At 41.3% G+C, this 20,873-nt stretch carries 15 protein-coding genes; 9 read left to right on the top strand and 6 right to left on the bottom strand.

Features of this window, described 5'->3' with window-relative positions:
- Positions 1–25 precede the first annotated feature (25 nt).
- The 8 genes from K333_RS0102830 to K333_RS0102795 are packed head-to-tail and all read left to right on the top strand — an operon-like array spanning position 26 to position 12,365.
- On the top strand, positions 26–1,645 hold the full coding sequence (locus tag K333_RS0102830; RefSeq protein ID WP_024988996.1) for an HsdM family class I SAM-dependent methyltransferase: 1,620 nt from the start codon (positions 26–28) through the stop codon (positions 1,643–1,645).
- A 2-nt stretch (positions 1,646–1,647) separates the two neighbouring features.
- The gene (locus K333_RS0102825) at positions 1,648–2,796 is read left to right on the top strand and encodes a PDDEXK nuclease domain-containing protein (RefSeq protein WP_024988997.1); all 1,149 of its coding nucleotides are present in this window, start codon (positions 1,648–1,650) and stop codon (positions 2,794–2,796) included.
- Between the two features lie 4 nt (positions 2,797–2,800).
- Positions 2,801–3,916 (top strand): restriction endonuclease subunit S, encoded by a 1,116-nt coding sequence (locus K333_RS0102820; RefSeq protein ID WP_027452307.1) that lies wholly within the window; start codon positions 2,801–2,803, stop codon positions 3,914–3,916.
- Between the two features lie 16 nt (positions 3,917–3,932).
- Entirely contained in the window at positions 3,933–6,491 is a 2,559-nt protein-coding gene (locus K333_RS0102815) for an AAA family ATPase (protein ID WP_027452306.1), read from the top strand.
- Positions 6,492–6,501: 10 nt separating this feature from the next.
- Entirely contained in the window at positions 6,502–10,395 is a 3,894-nt protein-coding gene (locus tag K333_RS11755) for a type I restriction endonuclease subunit R (RefSeq protein WP_024989001.1), read from the top strand.
- On the top strand, positions 10,388–11,617 hold the full coding sequence (locus K333_RS12850) for an AbiH family protein (protein ID WP_024989002.1): 1,230 nt from the start codon (positions 10,388–10,390) through the stop codon (positions 11,615–11,617). The genes K333_RS11755 and K333_RS12850 overlap by 8 nt, the downstream gene beginning before the upstream one ends.
- Before the next feature lie 36 nt (positions 11,618–11,653).
- Positions 11,654–11,974, top strand: coding sequence for a hypothetical protein (locus K333_RS0102800; RefSeq protein WP_024989003.1), 321 nt, complete (start codon positions 11,654–11,656; stop codon positions 11,972–11,974).
- The gene (locus K333_RS0102795) at positions 11,901–12,365 is read left to right on the top strand and encodes an ATP-binding protein (protein WP_081657183.1); all 465 of its coding nucleotides are present in this window, start codon (positions 11,901–11,903) and stop codon (positions 12,363–12,365) included. Before K333_RS0102800 ends, K333_RS0102795 begins: the two co-directional genes overlap by 74 nt.
- An 81-nt stretch (positions 12,366–12,446) precedes the next feature.
- Here K333_RS0102795 and dnaK read toward each other — a convergent pair whose 3' ends face one another.
- The 4 genes from dnaK to K333_RS0102775 form a co-directional block, all read right to left on the bottom strand.
- Positions 12,447–14,348, bottom strand: coding sequence for a molecular chaperone DnaK (gene dnaK / locus K333_RS0102790; RefSeq protein ID WP_024989005.1), 1,902 nt, complete (start codon positions 14,346–14,348; stop codon positions 12,447–12,449).
- 146 nt (positions 14,349–14,494) lie between these two features.
- The gene (gene recA / locus K333_RS0102785; RefSeq protein WP_024989006.1) at positions 14,495–15,532 is read right to left on the bottom strand and encodes a recombinase RecA; all 1,038 of its coding nucleotides are present in this window, start codon (positions 15,530–15,532) and stop codon (positions 14,495–14,497) included.
- An 18-nt stretch (positions 15,533–15,550) separates the two neighbouring features.
- Complete coding sequence (locus K333_RS0102780; protein ID WP_024989007.1) at positions 15,551–16,789, bottom strand: saccharopine dehydrogenase family protein; 1,239 nt, start codon at positions 16,787–16,789, stop codon at positions 15,551–15,553.
- Between the two features lie 37 nt (positions 16,790–16,826).
- The gene (locus K333_RS0102775) at positions 16,827–17,426 is read right to left on the bottom strand and encodes a DUF6621 family protein (protein WP_027452305.1); all 600 of its coding nucleotides are present in this window, start codon (positions 17,424–17,426) and stop codon (positions 16,827–16,829) included.
- A gap of 137 nt (positions 17,427–17,563) precedes the next feature.
- On the opposite strand from K333_RS0102775, the gene nhaD reads away from it, so the two are divergent.
- The gene (gene nhaD / locus K333_RS0102770; protein WP_024989008.1) at positions 17,564–18,931 is read left to right on the top strand and encodes a sodium:proton antiporter NhaD; all 1,368 of its coding nucleotides are present in this window, start codon (positions 17,564–17,566) and stop codon (positions 18,929–18,931) included.
- Between the two features lie 82 nt (positions 18,932–19,013).
- Here the strand turns inward: nhaD and K333_RS0102765 are convergent, their stop codons facing one another.
- Positions 19,014–19,220 (bottom strand): hypothetical protein, encoded by a 207-nt coding sequence (locus tag K333_RS0102765; protein ID WP_024989009.1) that lies wholly within the window; start codon positions 19,218–19,220, stop codon positions 19,014–19,016.
- Between the two features lie 681 nt (positions 19,221–19,901).
- Complete coding sequence (cysK, locus tag K333_RS0102760) at positions 19,902–20,849, bottom strand: cysteine synthase A (protein WP_024989010.1); 948 nt, start codon at positions 20,847–20,849, stop codon at positions 19,902–19,904.
- Positions 20,850–20,873: the final 24 nt, after the last annotated feature.

Raw genomic sequence — 20,873 nt, 5'->3', positions numbered from 1 at the left:
AAACTAAAAGATAATAATAAGATAGATGGCAAAGAAAGCAAGTAAGAAAGAAGCACTGAACCTTGATAATATCTTGTTCAAGTGTAGAGATATATTGAGACAGGCAAAGAACTCAGGATCATTTTTCGAGAAGCGCGACATGATGCTTACACTCGTGTTCCTCCGCTTTATGGGCGAGAAATACGAGGATGGCGTGGCTTCGCTTCGTCAGCGTCTCATTGAGGAAGGATTAGACCCTGACAACGAGGAGATTATCAAGGCTTTCTTTGATGATGCCACTTTTGCCGATGGTACTTTCGATTTGCCCGTAGAGGCTCGTTGGTCAACCATCATCAACACGGCAGCTCCACAACTTAATGTGGCTCTTGACACGGCTCTTCGCAGTATTGGTGAAACGAATCCTACGTTGAAGGGCTGTTTCGTTGAGGGTACATTCACCCAACGCAATCTTGGAGCCAATGACATGAAGAAGATTGTGGACGAGGTCAACAAAATAAGCCACAAGACTTTTGGAGAAGAGAAGGACTTGATAGGCCGCGTATATGAATATTTCTTGAAGGAGTTTGCCGTAAATGCTACCAAGGAAGAGGGAGAGTTCTATACACCTCATGATGTTGTTCAGCTCATCGCTACTGTTATCGAGCCATTCGACGGCACTCTTTATGATCCTTGCTGTGGTTCGGGAGGTATGTTCATTCAAAGCACCGACTTGGTGAAAGCCAAACAAGGCGACATCAGTCGTATCAATGTGTATGGACAAGAGAAAGAGGCTGCCACCTATCGTTTGGCAAAGATGAACCTCGCTTTGCGTGGCATCAGTCATAATCTGGGTTCGGAAAGCGATTCCACTTTCACCAACGACCTGCATAAGGGATTGTATTTCGACTATATCATGGCAAATCCTCCTTTCAACTTGAAAGGCTGGTATAATGATAACTTGAAGAATGACTCTCGTTGGACAGACTACGCCACTCCTCCAGAGAGTAATGCCAACTATGCGTGGATTCTTCACATGCTTTCTCACCTGAAACCTCTTTCGGGTGTGGCTGGATTCCTTTTGGCCAATGGTGCATTGGGCGACACAGATGCTCTTGAAATCCGAAAGAAACTGATAGAGAATGACAAAGTGGAAGCCATTATCATCTTGCCAAGAGAACTTTTCATCACTACGGATATCAGCGTCACCTTCTGGATTCTCAATCAGAACAAGAAGGGTGGCAAGTATCATGGTCGTCAACTCCGCAACAGGGAACACGAAATACTCTTTATGGATTTGCGCCAATGGAAGGAGAACCCAGTTAAGGGCGAACAAAAGAAAAAGGTGCGCCTCATTACGGAGCAGATTCAACGCGTGGCAGACATCTATCATCAGTGGCAGTCGGAGGGTACAGACGGCAACAACTTTGCTGTACCTGAGCTATATCGTAGCGTGAGCATTGACGAGATTGAGCAGAACAATTGGACGTTGGTGCCAAGCAAATACATCGAGTTCATCGACCACGATTTGGAGATAGACTATCCCAAGGAGATGGCTCGCATTCAGCAGGAAATGAAAGAACTGATGCAACGAGAGAAGGAATCACAAAAGATGCTTGAAGAGGCTTTCAAGGGCATTGGCTATAGCATAAACAAAGAGAAGGTATGACTATGGAGAATATAACGTTGCATAACCAAGAAGGTAAAGAGATAAATTTTGTAAACGACCTTCGGACAATCGTCTCTGCTGCCAGAGACGTCAGCTACCGTATGGCTAATTTAATGCAGGTTGCGCAAAATTGGCTTATCGGCAGACGTATTGTAGAGCAGGAACAACAGGGAAAGATTCGTGCGGAATACGGCAAGCACGTTGTAGAACTGGCATCCCAAGTTCTTACAAAAGAGTTTGGGCAAGGCTTCTCCGAAACACAGATAAGAAACTTTCGCAAGTTCTATCTGACATTCCGGGAATTGCAAATTCAGCAGACAGTGCCTGCTGAATTCAGGTCGAGGCTCGCATCAATTCAGCAGACAATGCCTGCTGAATCTTCCGACAATGGAATCGCAATGCCAGTTCAGCTTTCATGGAGTCATTATGAAAGACTGATACGTGTAGCTGATCCTGATGCACGCTTTTGGTATATGCATGAGGCTGCCACACAACAATGGGACTATCGCACGCTGAAGCGCAATATTGATTCTCAATATTACTATCGCCTTGCTCAAACCCCAAAGTCACAGAGACAAGAAGTGGTTGACGAGATGTGCCGTTTGACAGCTGATTATGAGAACGAGAAATCAACCTTTGTCAAGAACCCTATGCTTGTTGAGTTTCTGGGGCTTAAACATCGGGAAGCATTCACAGAAAGCAAACTGGAGCAAGCCATTCTTGATCACTTGGAACATTTTCTGATGGAGATGGGCAAAGGGTATGCTTTGGTTGATAGGCAAATGCACATACATACAGAAGACAATGATTACTACATTGATCTCGTATTCTATAACTATCTATTGAAATGTTTCGTTTTGGTTGACCTCAAAACCACCAAAGTGTCTTATGAGGATGTGGGTCAAATGGATATGTATCTTAAACTTTTTGACACCTACAAGCGTCCCGAAGGCGATAATCCAGCAATCGGAATAATTCTTTGTTCAGAGACAAATGCCGATGTGGCACGTTTTTCTACTCTTGCCACCAACAAGCAGATGTATGCTTCAAAGTATCTTACGTATATGCCGTCAAAGGAAGTTTTGGCACGTGAAATAGAACAACAAAAAGAAATATTCCGTTTACAAAATAATGAAGAGAAGGAAGAGTAAGGCTATGGGATTGAAGAAATATAAAATTGGCGAATTAGTTTCTTTATGTGACGAGCGTAACTCTTATGGCTATATCAACTTTTACGGGTTGAATATCAATAAAGAGTTTATGCCGACATGGGCTAATACAGAAGGGCTTGACGAATCGAAGTATAAAGTGGTTCGGAAGAAACGTTTTGTGTTTAGTGGCATGCAAACAGGAAGAGATGAATGTATACGAATAAGCATGTATGATGGAGAAGAGCCAATAATCGTATCTCCTGCATATACGACTTTTGAAGTTATTCGGGAAGATCTTGTCATTCCAGAGTATTTTTTCATGCTTTTTCTATCGAAAGAAAAAGACCGTTTTGGTGCTTTCTGTAGCGATGGAAGCATTCGCTCAAACTTGGATTGGGAAAGATTTGTTGATTTTGACATTACCCTCCCCTCCATCGAGCAGCAGCGCAAATACGTTGATGTTTATTTGGCACTCCAAAACAATCTTGCTGCCTATCAAAGCAAAGTGGATGAATTGAAACTTGTTTGCGATGGGTACTTGGATAAATTGAAAGCTGAAAATGAAAAATTGAAAATTGGAGAGTTTATAGAAGTGTGTGACGAAAGAAATAGCGAGGGTATATATACCTTGAAGAATCTTCGTGGAGTTTCTATAGAAAAGAAGTTCATTGACACAAAGGCAGATATGGCTGGTGTTTCTTTGTCACCTTACATTGTGGTAAAACCAGACTACTTTGTATTTGTTCCTGTAACATCGCGAAATGGAGAGAAAATCACTCTTGCCATTAACGATTCTGATGATACTTACATCGTATCATCGGCATATACTGTTTTTCGAGTGAAAGACAAACAGAAATTGCTTCCAGAGTATCTTTTTATGTATTTCAATCGTCCAGAATTCGACCGCTATGCGCGTTTCAATTCATGGGGAAGTGCAAGAGAGGTGTTCACGATGGATGATATGAATGATGTGGAAATCCCAATCCCTGACATTTTTGTTCAACGTGAGATAGTCAACATCCATAAGTGTTATATCGAGCGCCAACGCATAGCAGAAGCACTCAAAGAGCAATTGAAAAATATATGCCCTGTATTGATACGGGGAAGTTTAACTGAATAAAAAGAGAAAAGCAATTATGAATAATAAGAATCATGCGAAAGATTATTTATCGGAGTTTTCAAATAATAAACCAGAATGGTTAAAGGCTTTGGTAAAAGATGCCATTGAAACAAATGGTTCTATTGCAGAATCACGTAAAAATGAGATTTTTGAAAATCTATTAAATGATACCCCTTTACAGGTACAAACTTACAATCTATCATCTGCACAACAGTATTCTCAGAAACTGTTGTTTGAATCACTTACACATGTAAGTGGTGTAAATGCTTTGTGCGAAAATCAAACAATGAAATTTTCTCCTGATTTAACCGTTCTATATGGGTTAAATGGCTCCGGGAAAAGTGGATATTTTAGAATATTAAATGAAGTTTGTGGGGGTAATCAGAAAAAAGAGATACTTTTGAATATTTATGCGTTAGAAGCTGATAGAAAAGCGATTTCGGTAGAAGTTAAATATTTACAAGGTAAAACTCACAAAACATTGAATTGGGACAATTCTAATAGGGCATTGCCAGATTTTAATGGTGTTAAAGTGTTTGATTCATCTTATCTGAATGGGTTACTTGTATCAAGAACTCCAGATGAAGCCGTCGTGTATCCACTGGGGTTGCATTTGTTCTCATACATAGCTCAAATAATGGATTCTTTTTCAGAGAGGTTAACTCTATTAGCAACGACAGAACGCGGGAATCTTCCTGTAATCAATACGGAAAATTTGAGTAATGATCTTAAAACTTCATTTAATCAAAAACTAGATTTTGATGATGCTAAAAGAAATGAGATAAAAGGAAAGTATTCTTTCTCAGATGCGGACAACAAATCTTTACAGGAAAAACAATCTACACTTACAACATTACAACAAACGAATTATGAAGACAAAATAAGTTTGCTCACTCAAAAAAATAATATATATTCTGAGTTTACAAAAAAAGTAAACAATACGGTAAAGGATTTGGGTGATTATTCTCAATATTTAAAAAGAGCTTTTAATTCTTATAAAACGGCAAAAGAAAAGAACGACAAAGCACTTTTACAATCTCAAATTTTAAAGAGTTTGCCTCAGTCAAATACTGAGGAGTGGAAGAACTTTATTAAAGCAGGAAAAGAATATTCCTCAAAATTAAATGAGAATGAAATTAAGAAATGCCCTTATTGTCATCAAGATATTGTTTCTGAAGATGCGGTAAAAATTATTCAAGCATATGCTACTTTTTTAAATGATACTTCAGCTGGTGAACTTGATGCGGCAACTGAAAATTTGAAAAAGATTAGAAATACTATTAATGGATATGATGTGTCTATACAATTAACAGATGATATAAAATCTATCGTTAGTGATTCAGAAACTTTAGAAACAAAACTTACTGCGCTTAATGACTATAAACAGTCCTTATTGTCTGCAAAACGTGTAGATGATATTAAAATTTTTAACACTGACTTTTCTGTTGAAGCGAAAGCTATTCAAGATACTATTGGCAAAAACATAGAAGAGTTAAATTCTTTAAATGCATCAAAAGTAAAAAAAGAGGAAACAATTGCTACTTTACAAACAGAGATTGTGGCTTTAAAAGAAAAAGAATCAATTTCAAAGCAAAAAGTTGCAATAAACAACTATTTTAATATTCAAGACAAGATAAAAGCCATTGAGAATAAGCGAAACTCATTAAACACCAAAGGAATAACAAACAAATCTAATCAAGCTCAAAATGAATTACTTACTTCCGCTTTGGAGCGTAGGTTAAAAGACGAACTTGAGAAATTAGGTCGTAAAGATTTAAAAGTTCAGTTGAAAGTTTCCAATGGGAGTAAAGGAAAGTGCAGTACGGAATTGGTATTGACAGGTAATAATTCAATAAAAAATGTACTCAGTGAAGGTGAACAAAAGGCTGTTGGCTTAGCAGTGTTCTTTGCAGAAATACAAAATGAGAATTATCCAATTATTCTTGATGACCCAACAACAAGTTTAGATCACAGAATTGTCGCAAAACTTGCAAATAGACTATTGTCTTTCAATAATCAGATTATTGTTTTTACGCATTATCAATTATTTATGAATTCATTGAGATCAACAAGCAAAGGACATTTTTGTGATAAATATGGAGAAAGTACATGTAATAAGAAAACAAAACATATTTTTGCATATGAAATAGATGAGAACCTTTCTAAAAAAGGTATTGTTAACCGCTATTTACAAAGGGACTCCAAAACTATTATTGCAAAAATTGAGAATGAAATATCTACAATTAACACGAGTGATTTAAAAGATGTACCCAAAAATATACGAAAGTGTGTTGAATATTTAATTGATGAGGTGCTTTTAAAAGAACAACTATTAAGAAAATACTGTGGAGGGGATAATATAAAATGGGATAAGCTCAAAGAAATAAACTCCGCATCATCAAATATTGTTGATAGGTTACATGAAATCCATGGTCGAGTCTCTGGTGGTGAAATCCATGTCGATATGGAATCGGAAGAAAATCCTCCTACTATACAGGAATTGCAGGATTTCTTTAAAGATTTAAAAGCAATTCAGGCAGGAACTTTCACTCAACAAACTGGCAAAACACAATAAGAAATTAATTATGGCAAAATTAAAGAACATCAACGGCCACTTCGTGGAGAGCGATTACGAGAATGCTCTCATTGCTTTCCTTGAAAGAGAAGGATGGCAATATCTTTTTGGTGACTCTATAACAAGAGCCAATAGGAAAGAAGTGCTCAACATGGAAGATCTACTTCAGTTCCTAAAGGACAATCACAAGAATGTGAAGGACGAGGAACTGCAAAGAATAGCAGATAATGTCAGATTGGTTGGTGCCGATTCTGATTTTGCCACATTGCATAAGGTCTATAAGTGGATGGTGAATGGTGTGACTGCCGTTGATAAAGACGGAAGGCCAACGACTGTCAACTTGATAGACTTTGCGTGCTTAGATAATCCGCAGAAAGAGAACACAAATATCTTCCGCGTTGTCAACCAGTTCACAGTGGAATACATCAATAATGGTGCAGTAAAGAACCGCCGTCCTGATGTGCTGCTATACGTGAACGGAATACCCGTCTGCGTGATAGAACTGAAAAATCCTGCAGATGCCAATGCCACAATCGAGGATGCCTGGGAACAAATCAACATCCGCTATTGGCGAGATATTCCAGGACTGCTTCATTACTGTCCTTTGGCTTGTATCAGCGATGGAGTAAAGACACGATTAGGAACAGTACGTACACCTTACGAACACTTCTATGCATGGCGTCGTGTGGAGAATGGCGATAAAGTAAGCACCATGCCTTTCGACGAGTTGGAGACAATGGTGAGAGGTGTTTATCGCCCAGAAAGGTTTTTGGAGATATTTAGGGACTATGTGTATTTCCAAGATGAGAACTTTGACAGTGATGAAAAGGAAATAGTATGTCGCTATCCACAGTTCTTTGCCACACGACTGCTCAGGGAGAGTGTCATCAAATCGGTGAAAACAAAAAGCGGTAAAGGTGGTACTTACTTTGGTGCCACCGGATGCGGCAAGACCTATACGATGGCATTCCTTGCCCGTCAACTCTCGTTGCGTTGTGCAGCCGAGATAGGTTCGCCTACGATACTGATGATTGTTGACCGCGAAGACCTTCAAAAACAAGGTGCGAAACTCTTTACCAAGAGTACTGAGTTTTTGGGCTTGGGCGAGGTTTCTGTAGTGCCAAGTCGTAAAAAGCTTCGTGAAGAACTTAGTCTGAGAGACAGTGGCGGTTTCTTCATCTGCACTATCCAGAAGTTCTGCGACAGGAAGGATGACCCGATTGGACTTGTCAACGACCGAAGTAATATTATCTGCTTTAGCGATGAAGCACATCGTACACAAATTGAAGGCTCAAAGCGTATTCAGTTCAGCGAGGATGCTGACGAGAATATGCGGGCCATGATATCAAAGCCATACGCCAAGGTTCTGCGCGAAGCCTTGCCAAATGCAACATTCGTAGGCTTTACAGGAACACCTATTGCAGAAACCTATCAGACTTTCGGAGATGAGATTGACCGCTACACGATGGATCAGGCTGTCGCTGATAAGATAACTGTACCTATCAAGTATCATCCACGCATTGCCAAAGTGTTGCTGAATCAGGAGAAAGCCAAAGAGATCGAAGCCTATTATGCCAAGTGCGCCGAGGAAGGCTCTACCAAAGAAGATATAGTAAAGAGTAAGAAAGCCATGAGCTCATTAGAGGTTATTCTTGGAGAGTCAGATCGTCTTGAAAAACTTGCCGTTGATATACATGACCACTACGTATCTTCCGTAGCCAACGACCCAGACAGAGTGCAGAAAGCCATGATTGTCTGCTCAAACAGAAAGATTGCTTACGACTTGTTGCTGAAGTTCAAGTCTCATTACCCTGAATGGTTCGATGAAAAGAAGACTCCAGAAGGTGTCAAAGTATCGCCCGAAGAGCTGAAAGAACTGAAGGAAATGCCGACTATCGCCATGGTAGCCAGCGTGGGAAGTAATGATGCGGCGGATATGTACAATTATCTTGGAGGCGTGAAGAACGACCAACGTTCGGAAGACTTGGATGCCGCCTTCAAACAGGTGCATTCCAATTTCCGAATCGTGATTGTTGTGGATATGTGGATAACGGGATTCGATGTGGAATGTCTTACCTACATGTATAACGATAAGCCGTTGCAGAAACATTCGTTGATACAAACCATCAGCCGTGCCAACCGAAAATTCCCCGGCAAGGAGTATGGTTTGATTGTTGACTATATCGGTATTCGCGACCAGATGATGGAAGCCAGAAAGATGTATGGTGGCGACAATTCCGTTGCATTAACCGAAGATGATATAGAACAGGCTACTCTCATCTTCCGTGAGTACATGGAGATTTTGAAGGCATTGTTCAGAAATTATGATCTGACACCATTCCTGAATCCTGATACCGATCCTGCAACCAGATACACACTATTGGCAAAGGCTGCGGAGTTTGTATTCTCGTCAAACGAGAACTTCAACTCTGTCAGCAAGGATGGAAAGAAAACAAAGAAAGTTACTTTCAAGACCTATTTCCTACAAAATGTGAAAAGGATGCGCAAGGCTTACGACCTTTGTCAACCTTCGGGAGAACTTGGTGAGGAGGAGTCGGCATTGGCACAATGCTTCATGGCTATTGCCGGTATGGTATATAAGATGAATGGTACTGATGCACCTGATACCGACACCATGAATCGGCGTGTAGCAAAGATGGTGGAGGAAGCCTTGAAGTATAATAATGTGGAAAGTATTCTTGAAGAGGGTGAGGAAATGGATATTTTCGGACCTGAATTCACGGAAAGGCTAGAAGACATCAAGATGCCTGCTTCAAAACTGGAAACGCTGATAAAACTTCTTCGCAAACAAATCACGGAATATGGTAAGACCAATCAGGTAGCATCGAAGAAATTTCAAAAAATGCTGGAGTCGACCATTCAGGAGTATCACAACAGACGTAAATTCCTGTCAGAACAAGAGGCTGGTGCTACTCAGGAAGCCACAGCTGAAAGTATTATCAAGAATGCCACAGAGCAAGCTCTGAACATCCTCAAAGGAATGCAGGCCGACCGTGAGAGTTTCCGTAAGTTGGGGCTAACCTTTGAAGAGAAGGCATTTTATGACATTCTGATTCATCTAAGGGACAAGAACAACTTCGAATACGGAGAAGACAAAGAGGTAGATGGCATTGTGGTCAACGATAAGTGTAAGAGTCTTGCTTGCAAGATTCGAGATATCATTGATGCGAAATCGTCCTTTGCCGATTGGCTCAATAACCAGCGAGTTCGTGACCAGTTGAAACAAGACATCAAGATTTGTCTTGTCAAAAATGGCTACCCGCCTCAGTACACTCCAGAAGTGTTCCGCGAGGTAATGGAGCAGGTGGAGAATTTCAAGGAAAACGAAGAAGTGGAAGATAATGATGTAAAGACTACTTCTGCACCAACGATTTATATGTATCCTCCAATTGAAGAGGAAGGCGAGATGATGGTTGCAGCAGAAGATATCTTTATTTATGGTAGCATTCCCGTTGACCTGCCCAATACGAAACGAAAAGAGTTGACCAATGGCAAATTGGACTTAGTCCTGATGTACGCTATCGGTAGTGGTGCTCGTCAGAAGACAGAAACTGCTGGTAAAATTGCATTGGGTCTAAAAGAAGGTATGCTGAAGGATGAGCAGATGATAGCATATAAGAGCATCAAATACTTGATGTTCCATTATTGGAGTAATCCGAAGGCTTATCAGTTGACTAAAGAACCTGTATTGGTTGACAGAGGTGCTGTTCCTTCTGAGTATTTGATCCGCATGGAAAGGGATGCTGTAAAATATCTGTTATTGGATTACAATCCCCAACAATCTGCTGATTTGGGAAATGCAAACATCCTAAAGACTCAGCGTAGAGGTGAAATCAGATATCTCCCATTCGTAACCACAATAGAAAGTATTGTAGATGAATAGAATAGTTCTCATAGGAAATGGCTTCGACTTGGCTCACGGTTTAAAAACTAGTTATAAAAACTTTATTGACTGGTATTGGAAAGACTGGGGAGAGAAGCTTTTACGTGGTCTAAATAAAACAGAGACGGACGGATTGTGTTCATTCATGATTAAGGATAATGTAGAAGTCTTGAATTGGGCATCAGTTTTTCAAGGTTGGTATTATAGACGAGAAAATCCATTGATTCCATGGGATGTAAATGATGTAATACACTTAGCAAAAGAGGATAAAGATTTATGCGATTATTGGATAAGTCCTTTCCTTCAACAAATATGTAAAAGTATTGAAACTAAGAAGTGGGTAGATATTGAGAATGAGTACTATGATTTGTTGTCTAAATGTGCTTTAAAAGGAAATACTGAAACTACTGTCGAGGAATTGAATCAACAGCTTCATACATTGCAAGAGAAACTTGTTCAATACTTAAGCTTAGTAAATAACACTGATACCAAGATTAATGAATCTATCTGGAACAAAATATACTCTCCAATCAATCCGAAAGAAATCTCTGTTGGGAAGTCCTTTCAGTTAAAAGAGTATATAGACTGGTGCATGAAACAGGACAATTCATACTGGGCAAGTAAAATGCAAAGATACAAAGAGGAATTTGATTCTGATTATGTGGACAATTATAAAAAACATTGCCATGAAATTTACTATGTTGATTATCCTAGGCCTTTTATGCTGCCAGACCATATAATGCTTTTAAGTTTCAACTATACGAAAACGGTTCATTTGTATCATAATCAGAACTTTTTCCTTAATTACATACATGGGGAATTAGACAAACCACAAAATATAATATTTGGATATGGCGATGAAATAGATGAAAATTATCAGGCACTGAAAAATCTTAATGACAATGGATGCCTATGCAATTTGAAAACCATTAAGTATTTGGAGACTGACAATTATAGAAATGCATTGGCATTTATGGATTCTGCACCATATCAAGTATGTATTATGGGTCATTCATGTGGTAATTCAGATAGGACACTACTAAACACTCTTTTTGAACACAAAAATTGTTTATCCATCAAGCCATACTATTATATTAAAGAAGATGGTACAGACAATTATCTTGATATAATACAGAATATCAGTCGAAATTTCACTGATATGAAACTTATGAGAGACAGGGTGGTAAACAAAACATATTGTGAACCACTTATTTCGATGTAGATAAGCAATAAAACAGAACAAAAACGCCATAAATATATGTCACTTACAATAGAAGAACTGAAGGAACTGATACAAGCTGACGAGCATCGTCAGTTGGAACTGAAGAAAACTACTGGTGAATTATCGGAGTTTACGAATATCAGTTCATTGGACGAGAAACTGATACGTGGTGTTGTTCGTCTTGGCGTTGAAAGAGGTCGGTTGTCAGATTTGGCTCTAACTGAACCTATTGAGGATGTGTTGGGAAAATGGAAGTTGACGACAGATAACAAACCTCTAAACGCTGCCACCACAGATTACACCAGAGAATATTCTTCAGCCACATATTTCATATCCATACAACCCGCTTATTGCTAATGTGCTATATAGTACAACCTATATTGAGAACTGGGGCTCGGGCGTGAAACGCATCATGGAGGCTTGCCAAAAGAGAGGTGTAGCAGCACCAACATGGATTGTCAATGGAGGCTTTGTTGTGGTGACATTTTTGAGACCTACAAAAGATGTTTCTCAAGATGTTACTCAAGATGTTACTCAAGGTGTTACTCAAGGTGTTACTCAAGAAGATACTCTCGATGAAAAAATAGAGAAGGCAATTAAAGATAATTTTAATGTTACCACAGAAGATTTGGCGAAACATTTTGGGGTTACCTCAATGACCATCAAGCGCCACTTAGCAAAAATGCCACATATTCGTTATGTAGGTAGTGGTTATAGTGGTCATTGGGAGGTACTTGACCAAGAGTAAAAACACCGTTGCGATTTACGATAATAAAAAAGAGGTGCAGATTCATTGTCTGCACCTCTTTAATATATAATTAATCTATTTTTACTTCACCTCCTCGAAGTCAGCATCCTGGATGTTATCATCCTGCTTTGGACCCTGCTGAGCACCATCCTGTGCGCCAGCCTGAGGACCTGCCTGCTGAGCACCCTGATACATCTGCTGACTAGCAGCCTGCATTACAGTGTTCAAGTTGTTGATAGCATTGTCGATAGCGGTAACATCACCACTCTTATGAGCCTCTTTCAGCTTGTTAAGAGCATCCTCAATACCTGGCTTCTTGTCTGCAGGAATCTTGTCACCATTATCCTTCAAGAAGTTCTCAGTGGTGAAGATCATAGAGTCAGCCTGGTTCATCTTATCGATTCTCTCACGCTCCTTCTTATCATTCTCAGCATTCTGCTCAGCTTCAGCCTTCATGCGCTTGATCTCCTCATCGCTCAAACCAGATGAAGCCTCAATGCGAATGCTCTGCTCCTTACCTGTTGCCTTATCCTTAGCACTTACGTTGAGGATACCGTTGGCATCGATATCGAAGGTTACCTCGATCTGAGGAACACCACGACGTGCAGGAGCAATACCTGTCAAGTTGAACTGACCGATACTCTTGTTCTGTGCTGCCATTGGACGCTCACCCTGAAGTACGTGGATGGTAACCTCTGTCTGGTTATCAGCAGCTGTAGAGAATACCTCGCTCTTCTTGCAAGGAATTGTTGTGTTAGCCTCGATAAGTTTGGTCATTACACCACCCATAGTCTCGATACCAAGTGTCAATGGGGTAACGTCGAGCAATACGATGTTGCCAACACCCTCTTCCTTGTTAAGAACGGCACCCTGGATAGCTGCACCAACTGCAACAACCTCGTCTGGGTTAACACCCTTAGAAGGCTCTTTGCCGAAGTAGTTCTTTACCAAAGTCTGAACGGCAGGGATACGAGAGCTACCACCTACGAGGATAACTTCGTCGATATCTGAAGTTGAAAGTTTTGCGTCACGGATAGCATTCTGGCATGGTACAAGACAAGCCTGGATCAGGTCGTGTGCCAACTGCTCGAACTGTGAACGAGTCAAAGTCTTAACCAAGTGCTTTGGTACACCACCCTCTGCTGTGATATATGGCAAGTTGATCTCAGTAGAAGTAGAAGAACTCAACTCGATCTTAGCCTTCTCTGCAGCTTCCTTCAAACGCTGCATTGCCATAGGGTCTTTGCTCAAGTCGATACCCTCGTCAGCCTTGAAACCATCGATCAACCAGTTGATGATTACACGGTCGAAGTCATCACCACCGAGGTGAGTATCACCATTAGTAGAAAGAACCTCGAATACACCACCACCGAAGTTCAAGATAGAGATATCGAAAGTACCACCACCAAGGTCGAATACTGCGATGTTCATATCTTTGTCGTTCTTGTCTACACCATAAGCAAGTGCAGCAGCAGTTGGCTCGTTTACGATACGCTGAACGTTAAGACCAGCAATCTGACCAGCCTCCTTAGTAGCCTGACGCTGAGAATCAGAGAAGTAAGCAGGTACTGTGATGACAGCATCGGTAACTTCCTGACCAAGATAATCCTCTGCGGTCTTCTTCATCTTCTGAAGAACCATTGCAGAAATCTCCTGTGGAGTATATTTGCGGTCATCGATCTGTACACGTGGGTAACCATTCTCATTGATTACGGTGTAAGGCATTGACTCAGCCTCTTTCTTTGACTGCTCATAAGTCTCACCCATGAAACGCTTGATAGAGTAGATGGTCTTTGTAGGGTTAGTGATAGCCTGACGCTTTGCAGGGTCACCGATCTTACGCTCGCCGCCATCTACGAAACCGATAACAGAAGGAGTAGTACGTTTACCCTCGCTGTTAGCGATTACAGTAGGTTCGTTACCTTCGAATACAGCAACACAACTGTTTGTAGTACCTAAGTCGATTCCAATAATCTTTCCCATAATTGTATTTTCTTTTTTGTTATTATTCTATTATTAATATATGTGCGGGTTGATCCGCGAACATTTAGATAATAACAAACCATGTGCCAATAGGGGAAGAAGTAAAAAAGGTGTGACAAGTTGTCACACCTCTGTATATTTGTCGTTTATTTCTCTGCTCTTGCAGCGATAGCTTCTTTGATTCTCTTTTCCAGTTCCTCGCAGAGCTCTGGGTTATCTTTGAGCAGATTTTTTGTTGCTTCACGTCCTTGTGCCAACTTGGCGCCATTATAGCTGAACCAACTACCGCTCTTCTGTACAAGATCGTATTCTACGCCTAAGTCGAGAATCTCGCCAACCTTGTTGATACCCTCGCCGAAGGTGATTTCGAATTCTGCTTTGCGGAAAGGAGGGGCAACCTTATTCTTGACAACTTTCACGCGAACTTGGTTTCCTAAGATCTGATCGCCATCCTTGATAGAGGTGACACGGCGAATGTCAAGACGTACCGAAGAATAGAATTTCAGTGCGTTACCACCTGTAGTGGTCTCCGGATTGCCAAACATGACACCGATCTTCTCACGCAACTGGTTGATGAAGATACATGTGGTGTTGGTCTTGGAAATCGTAGAGGTAAGCTTGCGCAAAGCCTGACTCATCAAGCGAGCCTGCAAACCAACTCTGTTGTCACCCATGTCACCCTCGATTTCAGCCTTTGGAGTAAGTGCTGCCACAGAGTCCACTACCAAGATGTCGATGGCAGATGAACTGATGAGCTGGTCAGCGATCTGCAAAGCCTGTTCGCCGTTGTCAGGTTGTGAGATGAAAAGGTTTTCCACGTCTACACCCAGTTTCTCGGCATAGAAGCGGTCGAAAGCATGCTCAGCATCGATGAAGGCAGCGATACCACCATTCTTCTGTGCTTCGGCAATGGCATGGATAGCCAAGGTCGTTTTACCAGAAGACTCAGGACCATAGATTTCAATGATTCTGCCACGAGGGTAACCACCTACACCGAGAGCGATGTCGAGGCTGAGGCTACCGGTAGGAATCACGTCCACATCTTCAACCTTCTCATCACCTAATTTCATGATAGAGCCCTTACCGAAGTCTTTTTCGATCTTCGACATGGCTGCTTGCAGCGCCTTCAGTTTGCCTTCTTTGTCGGCCTTGTTGGCTGCTGCATTTTCTGTATCTTTTGCCATTTCTTATTCTAATCTATATTATAGTTCTATGTCTTTGTCAAATTCCTCGTGCCAAGGCAATCCCTGTTTGTTGAGTTGCTCCATGAATGGATCCGGATCGAATTCCTCCACGTTCCAAACTCCAGGTTTCTTCCAGATGCCTTTGAGGAACATCATTGCACCGATCATGGCAGGAACACCAGTGGTGTAGCTTACACCCTGCATACCGGTCTCCTGATAAGCTTCCTGATGCTTACAGTTATTATATATATAATAGGTGTGCTCCTTGCCATCTTTAAGTCCGCGAATACGACAACCGATAGAAGTCTCTCCGTCGTAGTTCTCGCCAAGATCCTGAGGGTTAGGCAACACAGCCTTGAGGAACTGCAGCGGAACAATCTTCACCTTCACAGTCTTACCTGAACCATCCGCCAAAGGAGCCTCATATTCCACCTCATCGATACGACTCATACCCAAGTTTTGGATGCAGTCGAGATAAGTAAGATACTGCTGACCAAATGTCATCCAGAAACGACCACGCTTGATGGTAGGATAGTTCTTGACCAAACTCTCCAACTCCTCGTGGTGCATCAGATAGCTCTCGCGACCACCGATGTTAGGGTAGGTGAGCTCCTTGTGAATCTCCAGAGGCTCAGTCTCAATCCATTTACCATCTTCGTAATAAAGACCCTTCTGAGTGATCTCACGGATGTTGATTTCCGGATTAAAGTTTGTGGCAAAAGCCTTATGGTGATTACCGGCATTGCAGTCTACAATGTCGAGATATTGAATTTCGTCGAAATGATGCTTAGCAGCATAAGCGGTGAAGATGCCCGATACGCCCGGGTCGAAACCACAACCTAAGATTGCGGTAAGGCCAGCCTGTTCGAATTTCTCCTTGTAAGCCCACTGCCAAGAATACTCAAAGTGAGCCTCGTCCTTAGGTTCGTAGTTGGCTGTGTCCAGATAGTTGCATCCGCATGCCAAACAAGCATCCATGATTGTAAGATCCTGATATGGCAAAGCCAAGTTGATGACCAATTCTGGTTTATAGTCATTGAAAAGTGCCTTCAGCTGTTCTACATCATCAGCGTCGACCTCAGCAGTCTTGATGTTCATCTTATAGCCTTTGTCATGGATCGACTTGACAAGACGGTCACATTTAGCCTTATGATGGCTTGCGATCATTAACTCTGTGAAAACATCAGCATTCTGAACGATTTTGAATGCTGCTACGGTAGCAACGCCACCAGCTCCAATCATTAAAACTCTTCCCATTTTTCTTGTAGATATAGGTATGAAAATTGTTTGGTTTCTATTTTATTTCGTCAGCACGAATACCGAGAGCACTCATCAGAGAATAGCCCAGTATCTCCTGCTTAAAGTTTCCGCCAGGCATCGGCTGCATGGCAAACATGGTGATATGTTTGTCTTCATCCACATTGCGCAGCGTGTCGCGCAGTTTGTCGTAGATGTCGCCTTCTTCCCCGTTCGGGATGATCATCACGCGATTCACCTCATCATGGTTGCACACCGTCTTGACGAGGTCGAGAATGTACTCATCTTTGCTTGCTATATCATTGATGGCGAAAGCATTGATGATGAACTCCCCGAGTTCCTTGTCCTCGAAAGCCTGAGCATTAAGTTCTTTCTCATAGTCAGAAGGCTGGAAGTTCTCCATCTTCTTGTTCTTGGCCTCGTGGATCAGTACCACCTGCGTCTCATGCTTCTTGCCTTTGTTTCTCAATCCTCCGTCGAGGGCAATGCAGACAGCCCACTGACTAAGGTCAGCCTGAGGAATTTTCCGACCGATCATTCGCTCGAACTGAACACTCAGCATAAAAGCCACATGGTCGATGTAGTCAGCATCGGCGATGATAACATTTTCGCTTAGTTTGATATTCTCTTCATTCATAGTTGCAAATATACGAAAAAAAAACGAATGCAAAACATAGAGCCATCTTATTTCTTGTTTTTCTCGAAAGAAAAGTGTATCTTTGCTCGCGAATTTGGAAAATTCAGAAACACTAAAATATAACACTAACATAAAAAATGAGCACGATTACTATTGCGATTATTTCAGCTTTCGTTTTGGGCTATTTCTTTATAGCCATCGAGAGCATTACCAAAATCAATAAAGCAGCCATTGCCTTGTTGATGTTTGTAGTCTGTTGGACGATCTATATGATTGCCCCGTCCAGTTATCTTCCGGGAGTTGCTCCTGATCAGATAGCCATTACCGTAAGCGACATCATCGAGAAACACCTCGGTAGCACCTCTACCACCTTGTTCTTCCTGATGGGAGCGATGACCATTGTGGAGATCGTAGACCAGAATGGCGGATTCGACTGGGTTCGTCGCGTGATGAAGACCAAGAGCAAGAAGAGCTTGTTGTGGAAGATAGCCTTCATGACCTTTATCTTATCAGCGATCCTTGATAACCTGACAACTTCCATCGTGATGATCATGATTCTTCGTAAACTCGTCAAGGAGCGTAAGGATCGTATCATATATGCTTCGTTGGTTATCATCGCAGCCAACTCCGGTGGTGCTTTCTCACCGATTGGTGATGTGACGACGATTATGCTTTGGAACAAAGGTTTGATCACGGCAGCAGGTGTCATCTCTGAGATTTTTATACCATCGGTCATCTCCATGGTTATCCCTGCCGCTATCCTCTCTACCCAGTTGAAGGGAGAACTCGTAAATGAGAAAGACGCTCAACAGAACACGACATCAGCTCTTCCAGCAGAGTTCAATGATGTACAGCGCAAGGTTATCTTCTTTGTCGGAGTAGGCGGATTGATGTTCGTACCCGTATTCAAGAGTATCACCCATCTTCCTCCGTTTATCGGAATCCTATTGGTATTAGGAACACTATGGACCGTAACGGAATTATTCTATCGTAACCTCCATAAGCATGGTAACAAGAATGAGACATTCGAGAAACGAGTGAACAATCTGTTGCGCCGTATAGATATGAGCACGATATTGTTCTTCCTCGGTATCCTGATGGCAGTAGCATGTTTGGAAGAAGTAGGCGTGTTGACAGCTTTAGGACAAGGTTTGAATAGCACATTCAACGGTAATCACTACATGGTGACAGGAATCATTGGTGTACTGTCAAGTATTGTAGATAACGTACCATTGGTAGCCGGTTGCATGGGAATGTATCCAGTACAAGCCGTTGGTGATATGGCCGTAGACGGCATCTTCTGGCAGTTGTTGGCATATTGTGCCGGAGTTGGTGGCAGTATGTTGATTATCGGAAGTGCAGCCGGTGTTGTTGTCATGGGATTAGAGAAGATTACCTTTGGCTGGTATATGAAGCATGTATCGCTGATAGCTTTGCTTGGATACCTCGCCGGTATTTTCTCATATTGGGTGATTCGCACATTTATCTTTGCAACACCGCTATAAGGAAAGTAAGATATGAAAGATATAAGAAAAGGTTGCTCTCATGGGCAACCTTTTTTGTTGAATATATGATAGACGAATAAGATCAGTAGAAAACCTTATCGACATTCTGAAGAGCCTTCTCTTGATTTGTTTCACGCTTACTCATTATTATCTTTGTTGCAAATGGTTTAGGAATAGTCAAAAACTTGTCTTGTGTCAAGACTACGGTTTTAGGAGCCGCTGTATATGTTGATGTCACATGATAAAAGTAAGCACCTTTTACTTTTTTATAGTCAAAGTCTTCAACCATTAACGAAGTTTAATTTCCTTAATTTTCTATTGCTAAAAGGTGCTCATAATTCGCGAATTCAGAATTGATGACGGGTTGATGCAGAATACTGAAATTATAGTATATGATGCAATTCTTTGATAATCAACAAGTTGTGTTTTCGATGCCTGATTTAACTATCAAAAAATACTGGGAATATCGGCTTTTTTATTTAACTACATAGACCTACAAACCTATTCGCATAATCTTACGAAGTTAACTGCGTAAGCCGATGCAGTTAACTTCATTCGAAAAATCAACTTTTTGTGGTATGATTTTCTGTATTTTTAGGGCGTCGATGCCTTTCGTACATTCTAGAAAGAGCACAAAAACGCACACGATTTCTGTTAACAGTTGCCGAGGCAAAGTTTAAAGATTATAAAAAATCCTCCTCAGATTCTGAAGGAATGGAGCAGACTATTGATAGTATAGAATTATAAAAAAGTTTTAAAGGATTTTGCTGGTTTGTATAAACTTCTTACCTTTGTCTTATGTTTATGCAAAAACATAAAGAAAATAGATACACTTTGAGTAATCTCACTCTTCGCGATTAGAGAGTGAGAAATCTAGTTGTCTTGAAGTTGCTCGTGAGAGTAATCGTCAAGAAAAAAGACGCTGTGTTCGTGAGAATACAGCGTCTTATTTTTGATACCCTTTGACTTATTAAAGAGGATACTCTTCAAAAGCATAGAGTACCGTTGATAAATACCTCTCTCCCGTATCCGGTAATAATGCTACTACCTTCTTGCCTTCGTTCTCCGGTCGTTTGGCAATCTCGGTGGCAGCAAATGCTGCTGCTCCTGAAGAAATACCTACTAGAAGTCCATCCTGCTGTGCCAGTTGGCGACCTGCGAGGATGGCATCATCGTTGGCAATGTCAACGACCTCGTCTATATAGTCAGCATTATATGTCTTAGGAATAAATCCTGCACCAATACCCTGAATCTTATGAGGACCACTCTTACCACCGTTGAGAACAGGAGATGTCGCCGGTTCTACAGCGATGACCTTGATATTCGGATTTTTCTCCTTGAGATATCTTCCGATACCGGAGATTGTTCCTCCTGTACCTACACCGGCTACGAAGATGTCGATGTCTCCATCGGTGTCTTTCCAGATCTCAGGACCTGTAGTCTCATAATGTTTCTGAGGATTGGCAGGATTGTCGAACTGTCCCAGAATCACACTTCCGGGAATAGAGTCCTTAAGTTCGTTAGCGGCCTTGATAGCACCAGGCATACCGTCCTTGCCGCTCGTTAATTTAATTTTAGCGCCATACGCCTTGAGTAGATTTCTGCGCTCCACACTCATGGTTTCCGGCATTGTGAGAATTAGTTTGTATCCTTTCACGGCTGATACCAGTGCCAGTCCGACACCCGTGTTACCACTCGTCGGTTCGATGATGGTAGCACCTGGTTTTAGAAGACCTTTCTTTTCAGCATCTTCGATCATGGCGAGACCGATTCGGTCCTTTACACTGCCACCAGGATTGAAGAATTCAATTTTAGCGATAACTGGTGTTTTCAGACCTTTTGAGGCTGAGTATTTACTAAGTTCCACAAGGGGAGTGTTACCAATCAGGTCGGTAACTTTTTTATAAATCTTTGCCATAGCTTTATGTTTTATAAATCGATT

Origin of the sequence: Segatella albensis DSM 11370 = JCM 12258, from assembly GCF_000426565.1 — a bacterium.
GTDB lineage: Bacteria > Bacteroidota > Bacteroidia > Bacteroidales > Bacteroidaceae > Prevotella > Prevotella albensis.
Note: the sequence above shows the minus strand (reverse complement) of the source record. Positions and strands in the feature narration are given on the sequence as shown.

What these genes read in the sequence shown, in the direction of transcription:
- K333_RS0102830 (WP_024988996.1), top strand. Translation starts at nt 26, where the DNA reads ATGGCAAAGAAAGCAAGTAAGAAAGAAGCACTGAACCTTGATAATATC.
- K333_RS0102825 (WP_024988997.1), top strand. Translation starts at nt 1,648, where the DNA reads ATGGAGAATATAACGTTGCATAACCAAGAAGGTAAAGAGATAAATTTT.
- K333_RS0102820 (WP_027452307.1), top strand. Translation starts at nt 2,801, where the DNA reads ATGGGATTGAAGAAATATAAAATTGGCGAATTAGTTTCTTTATGTGAC.
- K333_RS0102815 (WP_027452306.1), top strand. Translation starts at nt 3,933, where the DNA reads ATGAATAATAAGAATCATGCGAAAGATTATTTATCGGAGTTTTCAAAT.
- K333_RS11755 (WP_024989001.1), top strand. Translation starts at nt 6,502, where the DNA reads ATGGCAAAATTAAAGAACATCAACGGCCACTTCGTGGAGAGCGATTAC.
- K333_RS12850 (WP_024989002.1), top strand. Translation starts at nt 10,388, where the DNA reads ATGAATAGAATAGTTCTCATAGGAAATGGCTTCGACTTGGCTCACGGT.
- K333_RS0102800 (WP_024989003.1), top strand. Translation starts at nt 11,654, where the DNA reads ATGTCACTTACAATAGAAGAACTGAAGGAACTGATACAAGCTGACGAG.
- dnaK (WP_024989005.1), bottom strand. Translation starts at nt 14,348, where the DNA reads ATGGGAAAGATTATTGGAATCGACTTAGGTACTACAAACAGTTGTGTT.
- recA (WP_024989006.1), bottom strand. Translation starts at nt 15,532, where the DNA reads ATGGCAAAAGATACAGAAAATGCAGCAGCCAACAAGGCCGACAAAGAA.
- K333_RS0102780 (WP_024989007.1), bottom strand. Translation starts at nt 16,789, where the DNA reads ATGGGAAGAGTTTTAATGATTGGAGCTGGTGGCGTTGCTACCGTAGCA.
- K333_RS0102775 (WP_027452305.1), bottom strand. Translation starts at nt 17,426, where the DNA reads ATGAATGAAGAGAATATCAAACTAAGCGAAAATGTTATCATCGCCGAT.
- nhaD (WP_024989008.1), top strand. Translation starts at nt 17,564, where the DNA reads ATGAGCACGATTACTATTGCGATTATTTCAGCTTTCGTTTTGGGCTAT.
- K333_RS0102765 (WP_024989009.1), bottom strand. Translation starts at nt 19,220, where the DNA reads ATGGTTGAAGACTTTGACTATAAAAAAGTAAAAGGTGCTTACTTTTAT.
- cysK (WP_024989010.1), bottom strand. Translation starts at nt 20,849, where the DNA reads ATGGCAAAGATTTATAAAAAAGTTACCGACCTGATTGGTAACACTCCC.